Here is a 25,464-nt window from a genome sequence, read left to right as displayed (position 1 = left end):
TACCGCGCCGACCTGCTCTGACTCATAATCCGTTTGTCCCTGGTTCGAGTCCAGGTGGGCCCGCCACTGTTTTCCCTTGTTTTTCATTTTCTTACGTCTATTTTGGCCGCTTTTGGGTGGTATAGATGACGAACTATGCATCCGTTGGTCCCGGAAATAGTCCGTTCCTTGGGGGTGGACGGGGCTGGGTTCCTGTTCGCCAGTCCAATGTCCTTTGAGAAGCTTCTGTTAAACGTGCAGGCGCGATTGACTGAGGCCTCGGGACGAAAACCCTCTCGCTCATAATTTCCGGAATTTGCCAGTTCAGGCGTTATCTTGTCAGTATCTGCAGGTATAGTAAGTAGAAAGCGATCGAGATATATTGTGGTCAAGTAAATGACACATCACAGACAGGAGGGCATCATGAAAACAACGTTTTCGATACGCGTATTGACCCTTTTCAGCGCTATGTCGACCGTGTTGGCCAGTGTGACAACACATGCGCAGCCTGTCTCTCCGCTCACTATCATTGATGGCGGTTATGCTGAGCAGTGCTCCATGGCGGCACGCAATCCGCAAGGGGCGTCCGGGGTTACGATCACCGGATCACGAGTAATCATTTCGCCCATACAGCTCTGTACGCTGGCAGTACAGGAGGGTGGTGAAGCAGCGAATCGGGCAGCGAGTTATAACAATCGTGGTGTACTCCACTTTGCGGCGGCCAACTTTGATGATGCACTGGCCGATTTCACTGAGGCAGTGCATCTAGAGGACACGCTGACGTTCGCACACATCAATCGAGGTAATATCTTTAACCTGCGTGAACAGTGGGCACAGGCCATCAGCGCCTTCGATCGTGCTATTGAACTAGGTATTGAGCCCAGGCCGGGGCGCGTGGGGGAAACAACCGAGTCGTCGGCGTCGCGCCAGGCAAGTGAGGCCAGGGCGGTACGTGAGCTGGCGAGGGCTCATTTCAACAGGGGTATCGCCCACGAAAACCTGGAACAACTCCGCGAAGCCTATCTCGACTACCTCAGGGCATCGGAATTGGCACCCGAATGGGAGGAGCCGCGCCGGGAGTTGGAGCGTTTCGAAGTTGTCAGGTGATGAATCGTGAATTTTCCCATTCAGCATTTCTGCAAAAAAACATTATCAGTTCGTTCTCCCTAATGGCAAAAGAGCTTCTACCATCTTGGAACAAAGCCATTTTGTAGAAACGACGGCTGATAGCGCAGTGGCCATGTCAGACGCTCCCTTGTTTTCACCAAGACCCAAAGTGGCTTTGGTGTTTGGTAGTGGTGGACATCGCGGCCAAGCCGCGTGCTCAGCGACGCTCAGCCCGGCCCCGGCGTGCTGCGTGGCTGCGTACTGCGTTCTTGGGCCGCCCGCAGTGCCTGCTTCAACTCGATCTCGCACGTGATCAACTGCTTCTCCGCCTCGACGCGCTGACGTCGGCCCTCGTCGGCGATGCGCAGCGCGTCGTCGATGGTGGCGATGAGTGCGTCGTTGGCCTGCTTCACTGACTCGATGTCGACCACGCCGCGCTCGACCTGGGTGCGAATGGCTTCACTGGAGGTTCGCAGCCCTTCGGCATTCGACGTCAGCAGCTCGTTGGTGAGGTCGGTGGCCTGCTTCAAGGTGGTACCGGCCTCCATCGAGCGCGCGATGGTCACGGCCATGGCCAGCTGCTGGCGCCACAGCGGAATGGTGTTGGCCATGGTCGAGCCGATCTTGCTCACCAGGGCTTTGTCGTTCTCCTGTACCAGGCGGATGGACGGCAGGCTCTGCATGGTCACCTGGCGGGTGAGTTTCAGGTCGTGGACGCGGCGTTCCAGATCGTCGCGCTTGGCGCGCAGATCGCGCAGCGACTGGGCCTGCAGCATTTCGCCGCTGCTCTCGGCGTCACGGGCCAGAGCCGGCAGGGTCTCTTCGTCGAGGCGGCGCAGCGATTCCTCTCCCGCGGCGATGTACACCGCCAGCATCTGGAAGTACGACAGCGTCTTGTCGTAGAGCCGATCGAGCATGCCGATGTCCTTCATCAGCGCGCTGGTGTGGTCGTCGAGGCGATTGCTGATGGCGTCGATGTGGCCGCGCACGTCTTCGTACTGCTGCAGGATGCGGGCGATGGGCCGGGCTCTGCCGAGCAGCCGCGCCAGCAAGCCGCGCTTGCGTTTTGGGTCGAGCTCCGCCACCGGAAATCCGCGCAAGGTCGCCACCATCTCGCTCAGCGCCTGACCGGCCGGCCCGGTGTCCTTGTTGCGCACTCCCTCCAGCATCTCGTCGGCCACCGTGGTGACTTCGCCCTGGGCGGCAGTGCCGAAGAACAGAATTGAGTTGCTGTCGTTGAGGTCGATCTCGGCCAGGGCGCGCTCGATCTTGGCAAGCTCCGGACCCGTGGCGGCGCGGTAGGCCGTGATCCCGGTATCGGGCAGCGGCAGCCCTGCGCTTACACCGGGGGCGCTTGCACTGGAGCCGCTTGCGCTGGACCCACTTGCACTGGACCCACTTGCACCGGTCGTCGGTTCGTTCATGTCATGATCTCCTCAGTTAATGCCTTCGCGCTTGAGCCGCGCGTTCAAAACCTCGATCTCGACGTCCAGTGTGAGCACGTCATTTTCCAGCAGCTTCTGGTGCTGCGCCTCGAAAGTCTTTTCCATGTCGACCAGCAGTTGCCGGAAGTTGTTCTCGAGCGGGCGGCTTCGGATCTGGCGGTGGGTGCGCGCGTACTCCACCGTCACCTTCTCGGCGCTGTCGAGGTACAGGTGCAGGAACCGCCGCGCCCGGGCGGCGTCGCGCGGATCCCGCTCGATTTCCGCGAGGATCTGCTTGCCGATGCCGATGATCCGTTTCAAGCGCTCGACGAACTCCGGCACGGCAATGGCCCGGGCGGCAGCCTCGATGCCCTGCAGCCGCCCGTAGGCCTGCTTGAGCTGGACGATGACGGCGTCGCGGTCTACCCCGGCCACCTCCGGCAGGTCGATGCGCTTGCGCTTGGGGTCGCGGCCATAGAAGCAGAAGTAGCCCACCGCCGCCAGCGCAGCGAAGGCGCCGACGCCGGCCGGACCGTGCCCGCCGGCGGCAGCGGCGAGGCCGGCGCCGAGCGCGGTGAGGATCGCGCTCACAGTTTTCAGCGGCACCGCCGGCGGATCGAGCTGTTGACCGAGAAAGAAGCGCGCCTGGGCGACCAGGCCGCGCCAGGTGAGCACGCCTGCGCCGAAGAATGCGAAGATGGCTCCACTGATGGCGGCAAGCCGACCGATTTCGCCGCCGATGAGAGCCACGAAGAAGGCGATCAACAGCGGAAACGGCAGCAGGAACAGAGCCGCCGATTTCAACACCGGTACCCAGGCCCGGCTTTGGCGCAGTAATTCGTCCATGGCTTGGCTCAGTCTTCCACGAATTCCAGAACCGCCGGTAGTGACGGCAGCGCGGCCCCGTAGAACATCGCCTGGCAGCTCGCCACGGTGATGGTGGCCGTCAGCAGCAGCAATCCCAGGAAGCGGAGCGGGAGTCGGGCCATCGGTACCTCTGATGATGATGTGTGTAGGAAACGCAAAGGTATCTCCAAACCAGGACGTTGTCCAGTTGCGTGACAGCAGGATCCGGTGAAAAACTATACCCGGCGCTTAATCTACTGAACCCGCAGCAAACGCCTTTTTGAAGAGTGACTCAATGTGCGCGGTCTCTGCATCGGTGAGCGCGCCGAACTCCTTTTCACGCGCCCTTTTGGAGAGAGCTCCGTCATTTTGTTGTAAAAAGCGGAACAGCAGATCCAAAGTCCGCTCGGGCATGTCGATATAAGCTTCGACATCACGTCGGAAGGCATCGAAGCGGCGGAGGAAGGCGGTTTCTTGAGGAAGGTCTTCCTCGATGGTTTTCTGGACACAGGCGTAAAGAAACTCAGCATGCAAGGTTGCATCAAAGTATCTGTAAAAATCGCCGGTGTCGTTCAGGATCCGCACATTGAACCTATCCGTGGGCTCCCAGGTCACAAGGGGAAGCAGCCGCTTTGAATAGCTTTCCAGCACAAGTCTGTACGAGTCGACTTTTTCCAGGATAGCTGCAGAAACGGGAAACACAACGCCGGGCGGATTAAACCCACCCTCAGCCAGCACATGATGGATGAGGTAGCGGTGTATACGGCCATTGCCATCATCAAACGGATGGATATAAACAAACCCAAAGGCCAGTACGGCGGCAGATATGACAGCGTCCTGATGTTGTGCCGGTCCTCTATCGAAGGCGCTCATCCCTTCGATAAGGTCATAGAGATCCTCAGGCCGTGCGCTGATATGATCCGGAAGGGGCATTTGCGTTATGCGGTCATGCTCGCCGACAAAACCACCCTCGCAACGAACGCCCAGCATCACAAAACGGGCGTCGCCAATGACTATATTCTGCAGGCGCTGGAGCTCCTCAAGATCAATCGGACGCTGGCCGGCTTCGCCGATTGCCCGGCCCCAGCGCTGCACGCGGTCTTGCGGTGGGTTTTCACCCTCAATGGCATAACTTGAGCGCGAATCCTTCAGCAGCAGGAAAGCGGCTGTGCGGGCAAGAATGTCGCGAGGGACGTCAGCTACTACTGCGCGAGCTTTCTCAGCCAGATCAAGCTCGGTAAATTGCTTCAAGGCTTCTGTCCGAAAGACCAGAGGACAGAAATCCGGTGTTCCCGGCATGTTGTTCTTGACCCGGTAACGCGCTTCGTTTCGTTCTTCTCCGGAAAATTGCAGTCCAGGGTCGATGACCGTCACGTAACGGCCGGCGGCGGCGTCCGGCAGGTCAAGCTGTTTGCCGGTGAGCCACTCATAGAGGAACCAAAGACGGCGTGCGTAGCCACCCGTAGGCGATTGGCGAACAATTTCTTCAAGCGTTTCGGAACCGATTGCCAGGAACAACCGCTTCAGGACGGCCAGATCAAGGCCCTCATATTTAAGGGCGAACGTCAGATGACCCTCAAGAGTCGACTTCGGCGCATGGCGCGGTGTCATGATTCGCCAATCGTCCCGAGCAAATATCCGGTGTCGCTCGCCGATTGCAAAAAGAGTGCGCGGCAAGGGAACAGAGAGATTGTATGCGTCAATCAGGGCGGCATAGCCCGCTGGCGTGGCTATCTCTGGTAAACGTTTTTCCTGAAAAACGTTAACCGGTCCTGAAAATTGAGCCTCCGGGGCTTTTGCCATGAAAAACGCTTTCCCGTTATGAATTTTGGTTAAATACTAATTTTTCTCTGAAAATTGATACTAACAGCTGAAAAACGTTTCCTCAATGCTATTTCTATGAATTTTGATTTTTTTATGACGTATATGCCTGAAAGGCCAGGTCTAAGGGAAGGTTTTCAATGAGCTATAGCAGGTCATCGTCGACTTGACCTGCATAAGCTTCGTAAATACCGAAATATGTCGGTCTTTGTTAATGAATAAGCTCGCCTTGGTCGTTGCTGGGGGTTATAGATATAATCTGACTCATAATCCGTTTGTCCCTGGTTCGAGTCCAGGTGGGGCCTTTCCAGGGCACCTGAGCTTCACCCTTGAATATTGGCGCTATGTGGATCCTGATAGGTTATCGTCTAAAAACTACTCAATATTCGCAGCCCGGTGCTCAGATAGCTCCGTAACAGATTAATTTTCACCGATTTCCACCATTTGTATTTTTTGCCCCCTACGTATTAAGCTACTCATACCTAATGAGTTTGTTTGGCGCCATCGCTGTCGCCCTAAGACAAAACAATCCTATTAGAAGTAACGTCAATGTAGCAGCTCCAAACGGTACGCTTACAAAGACATCCGTCAATGAGCTAGGACGGGATGAAAAAAGGGATAGATAATATGTCGTTATAAAGAAGCCGGCTGCTATTGAAATTAGACAGGCAATTATCACTGGCAAAGAAAACCGCTGGCTTACCATACGAAAAATCTGTGGGTATGTGGCGCCTAATACCCGCCTGATACCAATCTCCTTCAAATTGCTTTGAATGAAGTTAGCGATGCCCGCATAAAGTCCTAATATAGCAATAGCTGATGTAAGGCTGGCAGCGACCATTGACGCAAGATTCATCGCTCCTATTTCTTCCTGAATCAGGTTGTTAAACGTTTGCTCGTAGAATGTTCTATTAACAGGTACGCCCGGCAAATATTTTGACCAGACAGAATCGATATGACTCAAAACTCCCTCTGTATCGGTCGGATCAATACGTACACTCAGGTATCTCATTGGTTCCAGGCTGCCCCGCAGATATTTTGTAGTGCGAGTCGAGTCTTCCAAGCCGCCTGAGAATCTGAAACTGTCAACGACGCCAATTACTCTATGGTGAAAATCTCCGTAGTAAAAATAGTCTCCGATTGCCTCGTCTGCTGAGGTATACCCATAAGTGCGAAGTACTTCGGAGGTAATTATCACGCCATACACCCGGCCTGACTCAGGCCCTTGTTCCAGTACCGATACAAAATCAGAGACGTAGTCCGGCGAGAAACCTCGTCCAGCCAGCAACTCAAACTGATAAGTATCGACGTACTCAGGACTGATAACGTAGGAGGTGCTGGCAGGGCTATCGCCGTTAGCTTCGCCTTCTTTACGCCAGCCGTCATTGTACGATCCCGGGCTAGGCGGAGTAGAACTGGAAGTGGCCAAAGACATAACCGATGGATGGGAGTTCAACTCATCAAGCATCGCTTGATAGTTTAAGTCCGCATTATCGGCACCGGTATCCATCACCAGAAGGTTACTCTTCTCAAATCCGCTCTCATATCCGGTTAGAAACAGGATTTGCCGACTTATGCATACAGCTACAATAATTAAAGTGATCGCCAGTGTGAATTGAATGCCGGAGACAAAGGACAAAAACGTAAAATTGATAGGACCTTTTACGCCGAAAGCGCCAAGTGTTGTGGCGGGCGGAAGTCGGGACAAAAGTATGGCAGGAACCAATCCCGAAAAAACACCGGTAAATACTACTAACGCAAGAATCCAGAGAGCTGTGCTGCCTTGAAACAAACTATAAAAGCTAAACTGTGTATTAGTGATATTTGTATATACGGGTGTCGCCAGAGCAATAACTGGAATTGAGATCAAAATGGCCAACAAGGCGAGTCCAACCGACTCGATCAACAATTGCGTTGCCAATTGCGAGCGACTGGCTCCAAATATTTTCCGAGTCCCAATTTCTTTTGCGCGCGCCTGAGCCTGCGAGATTGATAAATTGACGTAGTTTATGCAGGAACTTAAAAGCGCAACACCGGCAAACACTAGAAGCCCATAAAGAATTCCTTCCCTGCCAATCCCGCCTCCGAAAACGCCCTCTCTAGGAGACAGGTAGATATCATGCAGCGGCTCCAACGAAAGTGTTAGATCGTTCTGCTCGATAAGGTTTCGCAACTGTTCCGGTATATTTCGAACGACAAAGTTATCCAGGTCATCGGATATAGCTTGAGCCTCTGCGGTATTAGGGAGGGAAAGATACGTCCGTGATGTAAAGCCCAGCCACGCTGGGCTATTCATGTAGTCATCACCAAAGAGTTGGCGAGCGGTATCTACAGAAATAAGAATCGGAAAGTCCAGATGCGTGTTTTCTGGCAGATCACGAATAACTGCGCTAACTCGCAAGTCCAGTTCATTATTCAGAGTAAGGGTTTGGCCGACAGAGTCTGAGCTGCCAAAATATTTATGTGATGCGGTTTCGTTCAATACGACGGTATTGGGTTCCAGGAGTGCAGTGGAAGCATTACCAGCAATAAAATCCAGCGAGAATATCTCAAGGATTTCTGGCTCTACAACATAATGCGCATTTTCTGAAATCAGATCACCGGTTGAATATATTCCAGAGGCAGGCATTAGCTTCGCGATATGTTCAATTTGGGGATAGTCAAGCGCCAACTGTGGGCCATATGGGTCGGCCGCCCAAGGGAAATCCAAACGGTCCGTGTTGGTAAGGCTCGTTACTAACCGATAGATATTTTCACTATTGGGGAAATGTTGATCATGGGTGAAGGCGTAGCGAGCATGCATAACCACCAAGCTGGCGCACGTGAGCCCCAGAATAAGACTCAGTACTTTTGCTATCGTAAGCGTAGGGTGCTTCAGTATACTTCTTGCCAAAACGGTCAAATAATTCAAAAACATGGCGATACCACTCCTTCGTTGACTATCTCGACAGTTCTACCCTGTCGTATTCAACCATCCGCCCATACCCTGACGTAATCACTCTGTCCCCAGCTGCTAACCCCTCGCGAACCTCCATATACCGGTTGTTGCGTCGGCCACTGACAATATCCCGCCGCGTCGCCTGGGTGCCGTCCTCATTCAACAAAAACACCCAGTTGCCTCCCGTATCCTGAACAAAACCGCCCAGCGGTACCATCAAGGTTTCCACGGATGCGCCCAGCGTCAGTTCCATTTGCAGAGTCTGTCCCCTGCGTATGTTGTCGGGTGGCTCTCCAGAGAACTCCAGATCAACCATGAAGGTCCCCTGAGTAATTTCTGGATACACCTTGGCCACAACAGCATCGCGTTCTCGCCCTGACAAGGTGAATCTGACTTCCTGACCCGGGCTGACACGACTGACATAGAACTCGTCCACGGGCGCCACGATCTTGTATTGGTCAACCGAATCGATCTGCCCAAGGCGTTCGCCACGACTTTTGTTTTCGCCAATCTGGACCGGCAAAGATGTTAGCTGACCCGACACTGGGGCGCGTACCAGCAGGTTTTCAAAGGTGCTCATGGCCAGCTCCAAATTCTGTTCCAGCTTGTCCATCTGTCCCTGGATCTGGGTGATACGCTCCACGCGGATCTGTTCTTCAAGTTGCTGACGCTCCAGCGTGTTGTCATAGACCTCTTGCAGATACACCAGCTCATCAACAACCGCATCGTATTCTTCCTGAGACACCATATTGCGTTCGCGCAGTGGCTGAAGCTGTTTGCGTTGCCGCTCCAGCACTTTGATGCGGTAGCGCGTATCGATCAGTTGCCGTTCTGTTTGCAGACGCGTGGTCTCCAGAGAGTTGCTGATGTTTTTCAAGTTATTCAGTTGTTCCGTGGTCTGGGTATCGTTGTTGGCCACCTGCAGTTGCAAGGCGCTGTTGCTGAGCTGCAGCAGGGGCTGACCTTTCTCAACGTAGCTGCCCTCTTCTACCAGGATGGCTTCAACCACACCGCCATCGACGGCGTCGAGGAACACCGTGTTCAACGGCTGCACAGAGCCGCGTACCGGCGTGACGTCTTCAAAGGCACCGACTATCACTTCCGAAATCATCAGTTGCTCCGCCGGCACCCGATAAGTCCGAATCGACGCATCACGCAGCATTGATTGCAGCCCCCACCCCACACCAACGACCACTGTGCCAGCAATCACCCATTGCCACCACGGGCGTGGTTTTTTCTCGATTGCCCGATCCATCAGCTCAGCCCGCCCTTATTCATAACGCAGTGCATGAACGGGATTACGTTGAATGGTTCCCCAGGCTTGTACCGTCATGGTGATAAAGGCCAGCGCGATTGTCAGCAGCGCTGCGGCTGGGAACACCAGCAGATTGACTTCATCACGATAGGCAAAGTTGGCCAGCCATGAATTGATCCAGTAGTAGGACAGTAGCGACGCAATAACGGACGCTATCAACACGAGGAAGAATACGTTTCTGAACAGAGTCGACAGCAATTGACTGGCGCTGGCGCCCAATACTTTTCGGATGCCAATCTCACGGGTACGACGTTCCGTGGTGTATGCGGTCAAGCCCAGCAGGCCCAGACAGGAAATGAAGATGGATACGCCGGACGAATAGGCCAGCGCCGATATGATGTTATTTTCGCTGATATAGCGGGACTCGACAATGTCGTCCAGGTACCGATAGTAAAACGGCAACTCTGACATGTGCTGCCGCCAGACAGATTCCAGCGCCTGCAATGTTTGCTGATCGGCGCTGCCTCTCAGTACAACCGTCACGCGCGCGTCCTGATTAAACGCCACCTCGGGATCCAGCGCACTGTAGTTCTCAGGTCGGGACAAGCGGATAACCAGGGGACTGACTGGAACCTGCAAACCATCGAAGTGAAAATCCCTGACCACGCCCACGACCGTCTCCGACCCTTCAATATCACCTGGCATACCGGTGCGCATTCCGACGGGGCTTGACCATCCCAGGGTTCGGACCAGGGTTTCGTTTACCACCACGGTTCGGCCTGAATCCGCCGCGCTCATTGAGCGCCCGGCCACCAGCTCCATGCCCATGGCCTGCAAGTAATCTGCACCCGCGTTCTGGAAAGACAGGAACATGGAGTCCATTTGTCCTTGCTCAGTCTCAACTCGCCAGTTTCCTGATGAAAAACCCACCGCTGGGTCGGCGGTAGAAAACGTTGTCGTCTGCACCTCTGCCAGTTGACTGAGGCTGTTGGCGAATGCGGGGACCCTGGCAATGGCCTGCGCCCCCTTGACGGTCAGCACCAGGCGATTCTCTTTCTCAAAACCGAGGGGCATATTGGCAATAAAATGCATCTGGCTCAGCACAAGCACGGTGATGGCGATGACCGAGATGGTGACGGCAAACTGAAACACAATAAGCGCTCTGCGCAGCAGGGGTTCACGCACACTGCTTTGCGCCGCGCTGGCGTGTGGTGATACCGACTGCATGGCAATCCAGGCCGCCGGATAAAGCCCTGCCAAAACACCCAACACCAAGGCTGCGAACAACACCGCACTCAACATCAGCGGCGAACGGTAGATGGCGAGATTCAGCTCACTGAGCAACAAAGCAGGCGCGCCGGTCTGCACCATGACCGCAATAACAAGCAGGGCGATGAGCGCGGCAAGCACAGCCAGAAACACGGACTCCAGCAGAAACTGTGCAATCAATGCACTGCGCCGGGCGCCCAACAACCGCCGCACGCCGACTTCCTTGAAACGGCGCGTTGCCCGGGCAGTCGCAAGATTTATATAATTAACGATCGCAACCAGCAGAATAAGCACACCAATCACGGCATAGGCATACACCATCAGCAAGTTGCCAACAGGCTGATCAAATTCTACAGCATGTCCAAAATGTACATCGGCAATTGGCGTAATTGCCATCGCGCTGTTGATACCACTACCACGCAGTACATCACCGGTTGTTTCCTGCCAGAAGGCATCAAAAAAAGACGAGAATCGCGCCAGGTCGTAATTTTCCGGCAACACAAAATAGGTATAGCTGTTAACCGTAAACAGCGCCATCACCGGATCGGTTGGTGACCGCGCGAAGCCAGGGCCGTGGATGGGCACCAGCACGTCATACTTCAAGTGGGAATTCCCTGGTACATCTTCGAACACCAGAGAGATGCGATAATCGTTGCCGTTGACGCTCACAATCTCCCCAACGGAGTTGTCACCGCTGAAGTGCATCTGGTTAAAGTGCTCGCTGACAGCCATGGAGTTCGGATCTGTCAGTGCGGTTTGTGTATCACCGTAAATGGCACGATGGCCAAACACCTCGAAGATGTTGGTATCCGTTCCGTACAGCGCCTCCTGATAAAAGACTTCGTCATTAACGGTCAGCAGCGAATTATCAGGCAACCCCTTAAACCGGACAAAGGCTTCGATATCGGGGTTTTGCAATGCGAGGGTTGGCGCAATAGCATCGGACATCAGGGCAAAGGTATTGGTGCCGCCCTGATTGATCAGATCTATTGTGGCCCGGTATATTTTTTTATGGCGCTCAGTGTGCTGGTCGTAAGTCAGCGACTGATACACATGCAGACTAATCAACAGGCAGGCGACGATGGCGACCGACAGTCCGGCCACGTTAATCGCCGCATAAAATCGTTCACGCTTCAGGCTGCGTAACATCAGTTTGAGATGAGTCAACATAACAACGCCCGCCTCTTAGATCGTGGCTGATTCGCTGACGATACGGCCGTCCAGCATACGGATGATTCGGCTGCCCACGGAGGCGTCTTCCGGTGAATGCGTCACCATGACGATGGTCGTGCCTTCCGCATTCAACGCGCTGAGCAGGCCCATGACTTCAGCGCCATGTTCGCTGTCCAGGTTGCCCGTCGGTTCGTCGGCCAGTATCAGTTTGGGGGTGTTGACGATGGCCCTGGCAACAGCGACCCGCTGTTGTTGCCCGCCAGATAGTTGCCGGGGAAAATGTTTGAGGCGATGCGCCATGTTCATTTTCTCCAACACAAATTCCACCTTTTTCTTGCGCTCTGCCGCGGGTGTCTTGGTGTAGATCAAAGGTAGTTCGACGTTCTCGTAGACATTGAGCTCATCGATCAGGTTGAAGCTCTGGAAGACAAAACCGATGTTGTGTTTGCGAAGGGCTGAACGTTTGCGCTCAGAGTAACCGGCAACATCCTCACCCATGAACCAGTAAGCACCACCGTCCGGGTTATCGATCAATCCCAGAATATGCAGCAAGGTGGACTTGCCACAGCCCGACGGACCCATAATGGAGGTGAACTCACCTTCACTGACGCCGAACTCCACTGCTTCCAGCGCCGTGGTTTCCACTTCATCAGTGCGGAACAGTTTGCTGAGGTTTTCCGTTTTTATAATCATTTATTATTCCTTTGGTACCGGCTTTCGCATCATATAGCCTTTGCGCAGCAAGTTCTGCGCCAGATACATAAGTTGTTTATTTTCAAATTGTTAAGCTGTTTCCGTGTCTACAGAAAACTACAACTGTTTCATCATGGCACAACGCAATTGCCCCGTTATGAAACACTTTAGGGGCGTTAACCCTAAAAAGACAAATAACGATGCTCCCCTTGCAACCGGCTTACCCTCGCAAATACTGGACTTGCCCCACTCTTTTGTTCTACTTTGAAACAAATCAACCGCTTCTACCCGGTGAGGACGTACTCAGCCCGTGTCAGACCTGAACCCACAACGCATTCTGGTAGTCGATGATGACCAGGACGTATTACTCAGCGCTCAGATCATCCTGAAGGCGGCGTTTCCCGACGTTCGTTGCCTGGCCAACCCCGCCCAGCTGGAAACGGAACTGCCGACCTTTAATCCGGATGTGGTGCTGCTGGACATGAATTTTACACGCGGACTGGTCGGCGGTGATGAAGGTTTATACTGGCTGGACTACATCAAGCAGTTTGATCCCCGAATCCAGGTGGTCATGTGCACCGCCTACGGTGAAGTAGATCTGGCAGTGAAAGCCGTCAAACTGGGCGCCGCTGATTTTGTGCAGAAGCCCTGGCTCAACGAAAAACTTATAGCCACAGTCAGCGCCTGCGCCAGGCTGGGCCAGTCCGAACGTGAAATCGACAAGTTGCGCAACACACGCCGGGCAATGGACAGTGCCACGCACAAGGCATCAGAGCTGGTCGGCCAGTCAGCAAATTTTAAAGCGGTGCTCGACCTGATCGACCGCGTTGCGCCGACTGATGCCAATGTGCTGATCACTGGAGAAAACGGCACCGGCAAAGAGCTGATTGCCCAGGAGATCCATCGCCGCTCACAACGCGCAGAGGGTCCGTTGGTATCGGTGGATGCAGGCTCTCTGTCGCCCTCCCTGTTCGAGTCTGAAATGTTTGGCCATGTCAAAGGTGCGTTTACCGATGCACGCAGCGATAAACCCGGCAAGTTTGAACTCGCCTCGGACGGCACCTTGTTTCTGGACGAGATCGGCAACTTGAGTCTGGATATTCAGGCTAAATTGCTGCGCGCGCTGGAGTCGCGACGCATCACGCGTGTCGGTGGTACCCGGCCCGTTGCCATCGACATCCGGTTGGTCTGCGCCACCAATATAACAAGCGAACAACTGGCCGACCCGTCTCGATTTCGACAGGATTTGTTGTACCGAATTAACACTGTGGAAGTAACGTTGCCGCCACTTCGCGAGCGGCAGGAAGACATTCCATTGCTGCTCCGTCATTTTCAAGCCGTCTACGGCCACAAGTATGGCAAGCCCGATACACACCTTTCGTCCGCTGCGCTCAAGCAATTAATGGCGTATCGCTGGCCGGGCAATATCCGCGAACTCAAACATGCCACCGAACGCGCCATCATTGTGGCGGTGCGCAGCGAGCTTAGCCTGGAGAATTTCCTGACCGGCGCACTACAGATAGCGCCGGTACCTGAGGATCTGAACCTGGAGTCGCTGGAGCACAAAACAATACTGCGAGCCATGCAACAATATCGCGGTAACCTGACGCAGGTTGCCAAAGCAGTGGGGCTGGGCAGAACCACGCTGTACCGCAAGCTGGAGAAATATGGCATCGTTAACGACCAGGTTTAAAGGACACCGTTACCAAACCGTGCTCAACATAGGCTTGTTGCTGGCGTGCGCGTTTGCGAGCAGCTATCTGATCCTTGTCGGCGCCTGGTCTGGCGCAGTAATACTATTGCTCGGTACAACAATCCTCATCGCAATGCGCATGATTCGGCAGGTGAATAAACAACAAAAAAGCTTTGCCCAGTTCATCCGTAATATTGCCCACAATGATTTCTCCACCACAACATTGTTGCACGGCGCTGATGACGCTACGGCCGACTTTCTCGCCGCGCAGAAAACTCTGATCGACAAGTACAAACAATTAAAGGCAGAAAAATCCGCCCAGCATGAATATCTGGATCGGGTCGTTGAGCATGTGGATACAGCACTGCTGTGTTTTGATGAAGCTGGCAAAGTCGTGATTGCCAACCGCTCTGCCAAGGAGCTGCTGCAGGTCTCGTTACTGATTAATATGCATCAGATAGACGCCGCCTGCCTTCTTTTGGGAGAGGCAATGCGATCCCTAAATCCGGGGAAAAGCCAGTTATTGAAAGTCGTGATCGGTACAGAGACCATGCAACTGCTGCTATCCGCCAGAGACTTCAAGCTGCTGGGGAATCCGCACAAGCTGGTGTCGATCCAGAATATCCAGGCAGCAATTGATGAAACTGAGATTGCCAGTTGGCACAAATTGATCAAAGTACTGACTCACGAAATCATGAACTCCATGACACCCATCGTGTCACTTAGCAGCCATCTGGAAAAAAATCTACAGGATGATCACGACACCGATATGGGCAGAGGTATCCGATCCATTGCTTCGCGTAGTCAGGGCCTGCTGCGCTTTGTAGAGTCGTACCGCTCCCTTAGTAACCTGCCTGCACCTGTTCCTACTGAGATAAACATGGCCGATCTATTCGATCGAATCACTCTTTTGATCGAGGATCGTCTGTCGAGCCATGGCTGCACTTTGTCTATTGATGTCAACCCACCCAGCATGACGATAATTGCCGACCGTCACCAGGTCGAACAGATTCTGCTCAACCTGCTTGCTAACGCGGTGGACGCCGTCATCGAGCAACCGTCGCGCCACATTCGTCTGAAAGCTTATGTAGACAGTCGGCGCCGGCCAGTTATATCGGTCACTGATACCGGGAGCGGCATACCTGAGAAACAATTGGATGATATTTTTACTCCTTTCTTTACTACTAAGGAAACCGGGTCTGGCGTTGGGTTGAGTCTGTCCCGGCAGCTGGCTCAGCTGAATCATGCAGCGCTGACTGTCCGCAGCGAAGTGGGGGAAGGCAGTTCGTTCTTATTGGTCTTTGAGCGGAATAGGTCGGGCTCGTCGTCCTGGACCATATGCCCGCTGGCATAAGTGACGGACTATGCATCGGCAGCTAGTTCAGAGACTGACTGGGATGTCGCTGCGAAGTAGTTTACCACTTGCCACTCCTGACGAGTCTCCGAGACCCATTCGCCTGGCGTGCGGACGACCCATAATTGGATCCCCCGGCTTGAAAACCCGCAACTCTCCTTGCCCCGTAGCGAGAAATATCGGCACCCCGGTGGTTTCCGCGAGTCGTGTGTCGGTCGAGGAGAAATAGCTGCGGCGCCAGTGCACCGAACCGTGTGTGTGCCATATGGCAACTAACTGGCCGCCCTGCGGAAGTCGAATACGAACAGTGATTCGGTCTCGGCTGGGGGTGCCGCCACTGACGGTATACCCGAAAAGTATTTCACCGTTGATGGTCTGCCGGAAGATGCCTCCCATAAATTCCCGATCCTCTCGCACGGACATTGGATTGTAGCTCCTGCTGGCATTCAGCACGGCATCACTTACCGAGCCAAAAGTCGCTGAGTGCACTGTGTCGGCTTCGGCAGAGCGCGCAGTAGCAACGGCGGCCAGTAAAGTCAGGGCTATGAGTGCAACGAAGTGTCTGTCTAGCATTTTGAGATCCTCCTTTTGACAGAAGGATCTCGTGCACCAGCACACAAGACCTGCGCAAAAACTTAAACATACGGCCGAATTATTCGGGCAATCTCGTGAAATCTTCGGAGACTCATTGATTGGCTTTTTTGGCCAAAAACTGGCTTCTGTCACCACTGCCCGGCTTGACTACCTACCGTAAGTGCCTGTTCCCACATGGATTGGTTCTTGGCACAAATTCTGCAAATCTGCAAAAGCCAAGAAAGTTATGGAGATACATGCGGGACTGTAAAGTTAAGTTTCGAATCAATAGCAGCCATTACGGCACTCAAGGAAGTAGGTGAAAAAATCGCGATGACCATTCAAGAAACAGAAATGCAATTCACTGGCGATGGTTACGCGTTGGGCGCCTGGCGGGTGTGGCCGGACAACGGCATCCTGGTGACCGACGGACATGCGGTACACGTGGAACCAAAGGTGATGGAAGTACTTATGTGTCTGATCAAGGCCGAAGGGTGCCTGGTCCCCCGTGAAGTGCTACTGGAGTCAGTGTGGGCGGATGTAGTGGTCAATGAAGAGGTGGTGACTCGCGCTGTATCTGAACTGCGTACCTTGCTCGGTGATGTGGGGCGACCCAGGCGGTATGTAGGCACCATCCCAAGGAAGGGCTATCGACTGCTGATGAAGGCGGTGCCGATAGAAACTACGCCGGGAACGTCGCAACATCACGAGGCGAAACAGTATTTAATTGACAACGCTGCAACCCGTAGGCGTCCGACTCTGGCTTTACCCGCCGGCTTCAGGCTGGCCGGGCGCATTGCTCACCGGGGAGCAGCAGCGACTGGATATATCATAATGATCTTCCTGTTGCTTGCATTGCTGATCCAAACCGATAGTGCCCCCAATCCCCCGCCTGACGCCAGAACAGATACCAGACCGGCAACCGTGTTAGATCTGCAGTTAACCCAAACGACTCAGGTGGTAAACTTATTACGGCAGGTATTAGATATTATTGACTAAGACTGATTTCAGCCATCGGAATTTGGTTAGATAAGGCGGTGTCACCGCGAATTTTCTTTTGCTTTTCCTACGTATTTGCTCTAAAACCATCATCTAATGCAGTAACGATGCCCACTGGCTCATGGGTGGTGTTCGGTTTAGCAACAGCAACTACACCGGGAACAGCAAATGACTGACACAAGCGAAAGCAAACAAGAAAAAGAACCGCATACGCCACCGCCCGTCTTTAACCCCTATTCAACCGCCCGCGCCAGGAATTACGCGCTCGGCGTACTCACCGTTGTTTACAGCTTCAATTTTATCGACCGGCAATTATTATCCATCCTACAGGAGTCCATCAAACTGGAACTGTCGCTTTCAGACAGCCAATTGGGTTTGTTGACCGGATTTGCGTTTGCCATGTTTTATGTCACTGCAGGCATACCCATCGCGCGCTGGGCCGATCGTGGCAACCGGCGGAATATTGTTGCCCTGGCCATCGGTGTGTGGAGCTTTATGACCGCCATCAGTGGCTTTGTGCAGAACTATCTTCAGCTGTTGCTGGCGCGTATCGGCGTAGGGGTCGGCGAAGCGGGCGGCAGCCCACCCTCTCACTCGATTGTGTCAGACATATACCCGCCGGAGAAAAGAGCGACTGCGCTGTCAATTTACTCGACAGGTGTCAACATCGGTATCCTGTTTGGATTCTTGTTTGGCGGCTGGCTTAATGAATTTTTTGGCTGGCGCGTTGCCTTTGTGGTTGTGGGCTTACCCGGCATCCTGATCGCATTGCTGATTCGGAAAACGTTAGCCGAGCCGATCCGTGGGCTGAATGAAAACAAACAGGCCCCCGAAGCATTGGTGCCTTTTAAGCAGGTATTGGCACTACTGTGGAGCAGAAAATCATTCCGTCATATGGCGCTGGCAGCTGGGCTCAATGCATTTGCCGCCTACGGCACACTGAATTGGCTGGCGTCCTTTTTTATCCGCAGTCACGGCATGACAACCGGTGAACTCGGCACCTGGCTGGCCCTGTCGACCGGGCTGTTTGGTGCAATAGGCGTTTTTGCTGGCGGTATCCTTGCGGACAAACTGGCGCCGCGCGACAAGCGCTGGTATATGTGGCTGCCTGCCATCGCGGGCTTTATCAGTTTGCCTTTTACGCTGGCGGTCTATTTGACATCAAGCCAATACACGGCATTGATTCTTGCCTTTATACCAGGTTTGCTGTTTAACGTTTATCTTGGCACTACCATCGCTACCTCGCACGCCCTGGTTGGGCAACGCATGCGCGCCACCGCCTCTGCGATTTTGTTCCTGATACTCAATATTATTGGTCTCGGTCTTGGCCCCTGGTCAGTCGGCATGCTGAGTGACTACCTGTTGCCGACACTGGGTAACGAGTCGCTGCGTTATGCCATGGTCGCATTAATACCGACGGTACTGTTCTGGTCGTCTTGCCATTTTTATCTGGCGTCAAAAAATTTGCGTGCGGACCTTTTGGCTGCCCCGGACTGATTTTTTTCGATTCAGGCCATTTCAAGCCTCTCCTGCGCGAGACGTCACCAGGAGAGGCGAGCGGTTACACGCGTCCCATCAACGTGCAACGAAAACGACCAGCCATTGCGCTCACACAACCGTTGCACGATACCCAGACCCAGGCCATACCCGTTAAACGACGAGGCATCAGTCGGCAGTTGCCCTTCATCAGTGATACTGCTCACCTGATTGGCGACTAATAGTTCGTGCTCTTTGATGAGAATCGTGATCGGTCCCTGACCCTCGAGAGTGTGCTCGAACGCATTTCGCACCAGATTATTTACTACAACAGCAAAGGCCGGGGGATGTCCGCAGATCCTGGGTTTTGCTAGATCGTGCAAAACAACATCGATGCACTTGCCGCTCAGCAGGTAGCGCTGCTGGTCTATCGCCCGGCTCACCAACGGCATCACTAAAAACTGCTCGTCATATAGTCCGTTATCCGATTCGCGAGCAAGGCACAAAAACATTTCAATCGTGGTTTTCATGTCGAGCGTGGCCCGTCTCACGCGATCGACTACCTTTACATCGGCCGCTGACAGATCGCTTTGTTCCAGCAGCTCAAGCGCGCCTGTTATGACCGTGATCGGCGTCCGTAACTCATGACTGGCTGAACTGGTAAAGTCTCGCTCTCTCACAACAAATGCGCTGATACGCTCAAGCGTCTTTTCAATCGTCCCGGCAAGCATACCAACCTCATCATCGCCGAACCGACTGGACTCTATGCGTTTGTGATCTCCGACTGTTAGATGTTCCAGATCGATGTCGGCGACCATCTGGGCGAGTTGTGTGACCGGGGCGACTGCTCTCCGCATCACAATAACCCCCAGCCCGAAACCAAGAGCACCGAGCGTACCCACCACACCGGTGATAAAGAGCAACCACCACCAATCCTCTGATGACGCAGCCTCAATGCCGGCAACGTCGAAAACCACAAATGCGTGTTGCTGTTCATTGTCGGTAGCCAGCTTTTCATTGTCGATAGATAGCACCGCGACATGAAACTCCTCGGCACTGAACTCGTACAATCCCTCACCGGGGTTTGTCTGTCCCCATTCCCTGAGTGACTCCGGCAGGCTACGAGCCTCATCGTATCCACGTATATTCATTGGCAGAGAGGGGTAGCTTTCGGCGGCAAGCTGTAGCTGATTCACCAGCGCACGGTCTTCGCTCAACCTGATCGCAGCGAAGAAAGCGAGCCCCCAGGCCACGCTGAGCGTGGCAACACAGACCGCAAATGCAATGGCGACGCGCTTGCGCAAACTGTGCCGGTACATCACTGAGAATCCTCTGCTGCGATTCGGTACCCGATGCGGTGCACCGTATGAATCAATGGGCTATCGAATGGCTCGTCGATCGCCTGGCGCAACCTGTACAGGTGCGAGCGAAGCGCGTCGCCATCGGGACGTTCGTCAGCCCACAACAGGGTTTCGAGATCATCACGAGCGACAACACACGGCGATTCTTCCATCAATCGTTGCAGTAGTCGCCTGCCGGCAGGCGTTAGATCGATACGTCTACCCGCGCGATGCGCTTGCAACGTGGACCTGTTCAAGGTCAGGTCACCAACAGTCAACAGTTTCTCAGCTTTCCTGTGGTTACGTTTGTACAGTGCCTGAAGTCGTGCATCCAGCTCCTGTAATGCGAATGGTTTGACCAGATAGTCATCGGCGCCTGCCTCAAATCCAGCAAGTTTATCCTCAAGCGTGTCTCTCGCTGTCAGCATAAGCACGGGGGTTTCTACGTCAGCGTCTGCTCGTAGCTTTTCGCAGACGCTCAGGCCACCCATCCTCGGAAGCATCAGGTCCAGAACAATAACGTCGTAGGTATTCGACAACACCAGGTGCATCGCGCTGATACCATCGTAGGCAAAATCCAGAACATAGCTGTACTTTTCCAGATACGTGGCAATGTTCCCGCAAATGTCGCGGTTGTCTTCGACGATCAACACTCTGATCGGCGCCACACCAAGCGGGTTTACCATCTGCTGTTCTCCCTTACCAGGCCGGGTTACCAAGCATAGTCCAGACGCAGGCCGATCAGCGGCTCGGCTTCGCTTTCATCTTGCACTTCAACACCTCGGCGATAGTCAAACTCGTTGTCGTCGCTCGACGAGGCTGCTGTTGCGTTGATGACATCGAGAAAGGCTGTGACATCGATGGGACCAAATGCGCGCCGATAGTCTACGCGAACGTTCACCAGGCTGTAACTGCTTTTGCGGCCGACATTGCGCTCTGTGATCTCTTTCGAGTAGCGTAGAGGTTGTCCGGCTCCCAGTACGTCTGAGTGTATAATAAAGCGGTCGTCTGGTCTGCCGGAAAGATACTTATAGCGTCCGGCGACCTTCCAGCGGTCGCTGATTTCCCAGGTCAGGCCGAGGGTGGCGACATGATCGCGGCTGAATTCGGCGGCCACATCACCACGTCCGTCCTTTCGGTCGACCACGGCATCGTTGTAAGAATAGGTGGCTGTTGTGTAAATGCCTTCGCGAATCGTACCGTTGACGACGATATCAGCACCATACGAAGTGCCATCACCAATATTTGCGAATGTTCCGTTTGCCCGATCAAGATCGACCACCAGCTTGTCCAGATTCTGATAATAAGCTTCAGTCAACACCGACCAGCTGCTGTTCGGGAAATATTCAAAGCCGACACTACTGTGCATGATTTCTTCGGTTTTGAGTTTGTTCGACTGGTTAGCGGCAAGCTGTAAATACCGTGGCGACTGGTGAAAAAGTCCTGCGGTTGCAAAATACCTGAACGTTCTACTCGGCCGCCAATTGACACTGAATCTGGGCGACACGACGCTCTCGTCCGCAAAACCGTCCCGTTCGAATCGCAGGCCGGTGCGAATATCCCAGTCACCGCGCTCAAAAACCTGATCCACGTAACCGGCAAAGTTCGTTTCTTTCTGATTGAGTGAAGAGTTGATGTCGTCGGGAGTCAACACAATATAACGTTGATCGGGGTCTTCTCTAAAGTCATCGTCGTCGTAGATAAACTGGTTCCAGTCGCCGTCCAGGACAGTTTCATAGTCCAGTTCAATTTGCGTTGCCCTAATGCCGGCACCGAACACGCCCCATTGATTCACTGTCTCGAAATCGCTGCGCCAGCCGATCTCTGTCTCGTCTTCACCGACGGTAATAATGTCCTCCCGCACCGGGAAGCTGGACGCAGGCGATCCCTCGGGTACAAGATCAGGAAATGCTTCGCCCTCTGAACTGATCTTGTCGCTGGTGCGGTAGTAAAGCTTGTTGGTCCACACTGCTTCGTCACCGACCAATGATCGCAATGTCAGACCGTACAAATCACTATCCTGCTCAGCATCCTGTAGCGCAGCATCTTCGAAGTTGGGCGACTCGCTTACGTGAGTTACGTCGCGCGTATAGTCCTCGTGTGTATCCATCAGAAGAATTTCGAACGTGTTGTTCTGGTTGATGGGGATGACCGACTTCACGATGATGTCTCTTAAGACAGGCTCGCCAATGTCCAGTTCTTCGATCGTCTCGAAAAACGAGCCAAAGTCCAGTCGCCGGGCAGAAACGAGCAACGTAGAGTCTTCAGTGATACCTGCAGGGCCGTCGTAACCAACTTCATAACCGGCAAGGTCAAGGCGCAGACTTGCCGAAGGACTTGGATTGCCATCGGCAACTTCCAGTTTGAGTAGCGATGCCGCCCGGCCGCCATAAGCCGCCCCCCATCCACCCGGTGAGAACTCGGCGCCACTGACAACGTTTGGTGCGAAAACAGAGAAACGGCCGCCGCCACCAACATCTTCGTCTTCACCCAGTGTGGCATCAAAGTGCACCACTTTATCAAAGGGAAAGTCATCAACAAATAACAGGTTATCTCTTGGGCCACGGCCCCTGACGCTGAAGCTCGCGAATTCACCGGTGGCTGCCAGGCCAGGTAAACCGTCGAGCGAGAGGAGCGGATCTGCGCCACCGCCAACAGCACTTCGCAATGCTTCTCTGTCGAGATAGGTGCTGGAGGCGGACGCAAATCTATCGGCTTGCCGTGCTCGAACTACCATCTCCTCAATTGCCTGCTGCCTGAGTTCGAATTCGATCTGGACATTTTTGCGCGTAGCCACGCGTATGCTTGGCTCATACGAGGTAGCGAAGCCGCCTTTGGCGACGTTCACTGAGTAGAGTCCAGGGTCGAGCTGGTCAACGACGATGCGACCCTGTGGGTCAGTTTCGACGGATCGCGTGACACTGGTTTCACGTTCCGTAATCGTGATCTGCGCGGTCGAGAGTGGTCGGTCAGCCTGGTCTGTCACAACGACAGTCAGCGCGCCAGGCGCCTCGGCAGCGTGGGCAAAAAGTGGAAAACCCATCAGGAGCGCCAATAGCGTCAACCACGATACCTGTCTCAAATGCCTGCCCATAGTGTTACCCCTCCGAGAATCGGCCATATTTATTTGATGAACCGCTGGGAGGTTATCAGCACTAATGTGACTGAAACGTCGCTGAAATGTGAATGTTCTGTATTCCCCTAAAATCCGGGGCAGTTATAAGTAGAGAATTTCGATACTATTGATCTCTGCCATCATAACTACAGGACCCCGAATGAAACCCCAAACCAAAGGGCTGAAGCGCCTGATACACGCCACACGTTATTCCTTTCTCGGGTTGCAAGCACTGTGGCGACACGAGGCTGCGTTCCGGCAGGAGATTGTGCTGTCACTGCTACTGGTGCCCGTGATTATCATGGTTGACGTGACGCCGGCGGAACGTGCATTACTGGTGGCCTCTTTGCTCCTCATACTCATTACCGAGATGCTGAACACTGCCGTTGAGGTTGTCATTGACCGGATCGGTAGCGAAAACCATGAACTCAGTGGAAGAGCGAAAGACATAGGCTCTGCGGCTGTGATGTTCAGCCTGATTGGCGCGGCAATAATCTGGGGTATTGTTCTATGGCCGTTCTAGTAAATCCTTGTTTTCCCCGCGCAAAAGGTACAAAAATAACCTGGGGAATTAGCGCTCTAGCTTGCAACGATACGGCCAAAGCAACTGCTTCGACCGTATCTTGCAAAACCACGAGGTTTGCGCACCCCGAAGATGCCTACTCTCAATCAACGGTACCATTTATGTGATTGATAACGAATTCGTAGGCTCGCTCGCCAATGGACCGCCCAAGATCAGTGGCGACCTCAATAGCAGGCATGAAGTGAACGCCTGCCCAGAAGCGGCTGATCCCACAATCTGTTTCAAATTCGGTCCACGTATCCCAGGAAAGCTGCATATCCTGCATCGGCGTCACGCCGGGTTCCACGCGTGAGGCACCTTGCGGGATATCAACTGTCCAGCCCATTTCGTCAGTACCAAACGCCAGACGCATGGTTTCCGCATGCGCCGCACAAAAAGAGGCCGTCGCTGACGGGTACTCGGGGTGATCTGCGGCATTGAGATAACCCTTCCACTGATTACCGGGAATATCACTCACAGTTCCCTGCCCGGGCCCGCCCCAGGCGGTGACCGGCTGGTCGCCATAGAGATAGCTGATTGCACTGAAGGGTCGGACCGCATCGTGACGGGCTTTTTCGCGCCAGACAGCAATACCGGTATCAAATGCGGCTATATTTGTTGCCAAGTCCAGCCAGACAAATTCTTCAAGCGAAAGCAGTCGGGACTGGGCCATAAAAAGTATTGAGAACCCGAGACTCTCGAATTTATCGTTGAAAAATTCGCTGGCCATTTTTTGTGCGTCGGTGAGATTCGCTGATGCTTCCAGCACTTCGTCTGCCTGTTGCTTGTACGCAGCAAGGTCGGGGTTGCTGTCCTGTGGCGGCACCACCTGGTGTTGCTCAAGGTCGGAGATGACGTAAGGATCAGTATGTCCGTACTGTGGCGTCACGAACTGCTGAACCCGGAAGATACCGTTGCTAGAGGTGATGACAGCCGGCTGCCAACGACTCGGGTCGTTTAGCTCGTAGGCTGTATTGACTGGTTTGTATCCAGTTGAATTCGCGTAGGGTTGGCAGTTGAAACTGCAACCACCTTCATTCCCGAGCTGATTCATTCCGTCCATTTCCCGAGCGGCAACCAGCGCATTGCCTGCCGCATTTCCGATGCCGATTGGGTTATCCAGGGATGTCTGGTTGTCATCCGGATCGAGACCAACGTCCAGCATCATGTTCTGCCAGACCGGAGACTGTGCGGGCAACAGACTGTTGAGAATCCGGTATGAAGCATACATGATAGCGACGTTCCGGTTAGCGTCGGTGTGCTCCTCCTGGGGACGACGTCCGAGATCAGAGTAGACGCCCTGAGCTGTCGCATTGTAGGGCGCAATCGCATCAAACCAGGCGTTGGCGACCAGGGTCGTGATGCGCAGAACCAATGAGGCGTCATCTGCGCCCGGAGACACGAACTGGTATACCACGGGGATAACAGCTGGGATGACGACTTCGCCCGCGGCATTGCGTGTTTCGAAGTCAAACGCGGGATCCTCGGCCGCCAGGGCCGGACTCATAAAGGCGCTCAGGATGAGCGAGAATGCTGCAATTCGAATACAGAACATAGAAATTCACCTTGAAATTTTTAGAAGAAACTATTTTTTGATGATGGAATCATCGTATTTATTAGGTATTTAAGTTATGCCTGCCTCCTTTCCGGATCAGTACGCCGAAATCTCCAAAGTTGCTTTAGATACTACTGCCTCTTAAATTGCCTTGGGATTAGCGGCGCGACGCGTCCAGCGACACCTGCACCTCGGCCTCACTGGTATCCTCTCAGACCAGGTTGTTGATAGAATCCAGCAACGAAATCCCGGGTTCCTGGCCGCCACGCGATTGTATTTTCATCTCCCGCGT

At 53.8% G+C, this 25,464-nt stretch carries 19 protein-coding genes; 6 read left to right on the top strand and 13 right to left on the bottom strand.

Features of this window, described 5'->3' with window-relative positions:
• Positions 1 to 402: 402 nt before the first annotated feature.
• Positions 403 to 1,086 carry a hypothetical protein gene (locus WD071_RS13520; RefSeq protein ID WP_368048916.1) on the top strand — a complete coding sequence of 228 codons (684 nt, stop codon included), beginning with the start codon at positions 403 to 405 and terminating at the stop codon, positions 1,084 to 1,086.
• Between the two features lie 227 nt (positions 1,087 to 1,313).
• On the opposite strand, the gene WD071_RS13515 is transcribed toward WD071_RS13520, so the two are convergent.
• From WD071_RS13515 to WD071_RS13480, 8 genes are all read right to left on the bottom strand, one after another.
• Entirely contained in the window at positions 1,314 to 2,510 is a 1,197-nt protein-coding gene (locus tag WD071_RS13515; protein WP_368048915.1) for a toxic anion resistance protein, read from the bottom strand.
• A gap of 12 nt (positions 2,511 to 2,522) precedes the next feature.
• The gene (locus WD071_RS13510) at positions 2,523 to 3,356 is read right to left on the bottom strand and encodes a 5-bromo-4-chloroindolyl phosphate hydrolysis family protein (protein WP_368048914.1); all 834 of its coding nucleotides are present in this window, start codon (positions 3,354 to 3,356) and stop codon (positions 2,523 to 2,525) included.
• 8 nt (positions 3,357 to 3,364) lie between these two features.
• A complete protein-coding gene (locus WD071_RS13505) occupies positions 3,365 to 3,535 on the bottom strand; it encodes a hypothetical protein (RefSeq protein ID WP_368048913.1) in 171 nt (56 codons plus the stop codon).
• A 70-nt stretch (positions 3,536 to 3,605) separates the two neighbouring features.
• Positions 3,606 to 5,159 carry a Fic family protein gene (locus tag WD071_RS13500; RefSeq protein WP_368048912.1) on the bottom strand — a complete coding sequence of 518 codons (1,554 nt, stop codon included), beginning with the start codon at positions 5,157 to 5,159 and terminating at the stop codon, positions 3,606 to 3,608.
• A gap of 490 nt (positions 5,160 to 5,649) precedes the next feature.
• The gene (locus WD071_RS13495; RefSeq protein WP_368048911.1) at positions 5,650 to 8,094 is read right to left on the bottom strand and encodes an FtsX-like permease family protein; all 2,445 of its coding nucleotides are present in this window, start codon (positions 8,092 to 8,094) and stop codon (positions 5,650 to 5,652) included.
• 22 nt (positions 8,095 to 8,116) lie between these two features.
• Positions 8,117 to 9,370, bottom strand: a complete 1,254-nt coding sequence (locus tag WD071_RS13490; RefSeq protein WP_368048910.1) for an efflux RND transporter periplasmic adaptor subunit — start codon at positions 9,368 to 9,370, stop codon at positions 8,117 to 8,119.
• 15 nt (positions 9,371 to 9,385) lie between these two features.
• On the bottom strand, positions 9,386 to 11,809 hold the full coding sequence (locus WD071_RS13485) for an FtsX-like permease family protein (protein ID WP_368048909.1): 2,424 nt from the start codon (positions 11,807 to 11,809) through the stop codon (positions 9,386 to 9,388).
• Between the two features lie 15 nt (positions 11,810 to 11,824).
• Complete coding sequence (locus tag WD071_RS13480; protein ID WP_368048908.1) at positions 11,825 to 12,505, bottom strand: ABC transporter ATP-binding protein; 681 nt, start codon at positions 12,503 to 12,505, stop codon at positions 11,825 to 11,827.
• A 310-nt stretch (positions 12,506 to 12,815) separates the two neighbouring features.
• Between WD071_RS13480 and WD071_RS13475 the strand changes: the two genes are divergently transcribed.
• The gene (locus tag WD071_RS13475; RefSeq protein WP_368048907.1) at positions 12,816 to 14,198 is read left to right on the top strand and encodes a sigma-54-dependent transcriptional regulator; all 1,383 of its coding nucleotides are present in this window, start codon (positions 12,816 to 12,818) and stop codon (positions 14,196 to 14,198) included.
• Positions 14,173 to 15,552, top strand: coding sequence for a PAS domain-containing sensor histidine kinase (locus WD071_RS13470; protein ID WP_368048906.1), 1,380 nt, complete (start codon positions 14,173 to 14,175; stop codon positions 15,550 to 15,552). Before WD071_RS13475 ends, WD071_RS13470 begins: the two co-directional genes overlap by 26 nt.
• 27 nt (positions 15,553 to 15,579) lie before the next feature.
• Here WD071_RS13470 and WD071_RS13465 read toward each other — a convergent pair whose 3' ends face one another.
• Positions 15,580 to 16,125 (bottom strand): DUF4329 domain-containing protein, encoded by a 546-nt coding sequence (locus tag WD071_RS13465; RefSeq protein ID WP_368048905.1) that lies wholly within the window; start codon positions 16,123 to 16,125, stop codon positions 15,580 to 15,582.
• 195 nt (positions 16,126 to 16,320) lie between these two features.
• Here WD071_RS13465 and WD071_RS13460 point away from each other — a divergent pair, with 195 nt between their 5' ends.
• Together WD071_RS13460 and WD071_RS13455 are read left to right on the top strand one after the other, a co-directional pair.
• A complete protein-coding gene (locus WD071_RS13460; RefSeq protein ID WP_368048904.1) occupies positions 16,321 to 17,124 on the top strand; it encodes a transcriptional regulator in 804 nt (267 codons plus the stop codon).
• A gap of 168 nt (positions 17,125 to 17,292) precedes the next feature.
• Positions 17,293 to 18,621, top strand: a complete 1,329-nt coding sequence (locus WD071_RS13455) for a spinster family MFS transporter (RefSeq protein WP_368048903.1) — start codon at positions 17,293 to 17,295, stop codon at positions 18,619 to 18,621.
• Between the two features lie 44 nt (positions 18,622 to 18,665).
• Here WD071_RS13455 and WD071_RS13450 read toward each other — a convergent pair whose 3' ends face one another.
• The 3 genes from WD071_RS13450 to WD071_RS13440 are packed head-to-tail and all read right to left on the bottom strand — an operon-like array spanning position 18,666 to position 23,034.
• Positions 18,666 to 19,919: a sensor histidine kinase gene (locus WD071_RS13450; protein WP_368048902.1), complete on the bottom strand. Its 1,254-nt coding sequence runs from the start codon at positions 19,917 to 19,919 to the stop codon at positions 18,666 to 18,668.
• Positions 19,919 to 20,599: a response regulator transcription factor gene (locus tag WD071_RS13445; protein ID WP_368048917.1), complete on the bottom strand. Its 681-nt coding sequence runs from the start codon at positions 20,597 to 20,599 to the stop codon at positions 19,919 to 19,921. The genes WD071_RS13450 and WD071_RS13445 overlap by 1 nt, the downstream gene beginning before the upstream one ends.
• A gap of 53 nt (positions 20,600 to 20,652) precedes the next feature.
• Positions 20,653 to 23,034, bottom strand: a complete 2,382-nt coding sequence (locus WD071_RS13440; protein ID WP_368048901.1) for a carboxypeptidase regulatory-like domain-containing protein — start codon at positions 23,032 to 23,034, stop codon at positions 20,653 to 20,655.
• A 181-nt stretch (positions 23,035 to 23,215) separates the two neighbouring features.
• Here WD071_RS13440 and WD071_RS13435 point away from each other — a divergent pair, with 181 nt between their 5' ends.
• Positions 23,216 to 23,578, top strand: a complete 363-nt coding sequence (locus tag WD071_RS13435) for a diacylglycerol kinase (RefSeq protein ID WP_368048900.1) — start codon at positions 23,216 to 23,218, stop codon at positions 23,576 to 23,578.
• A 142-nt stretch (positions 23,579 to 23,720) separates the two neighbouring features.
• On the opposite strand, the gene WD071_RS13430 is transcribed toward WD071_RS13435, so the two are convergent.
• Entirely contained in the window at positions 23,721 to 25,172 is a 1,452-nt protein-coding gene (locus WD071_RS13430) for a vanadium-dependent haloperoxidase (RefSeq protein WP_368048899.1), read from the bottom strand.
• Positions 25,173 to 25,464: the final 292 nt, after the last annotated feature.

Source organism: Pseudohongiella sp., from assembly GCF_040877505.1.
Taxonomy (GTDB): Bacteria; Pseudomonadota; Gammaproteobacteria; order Pseudomonadales; family Pseudohongiellaceae; genus Pseudohongiella.
This window is presented reverse-complemented; position numbering and strand designations above follow the sequence as displayed.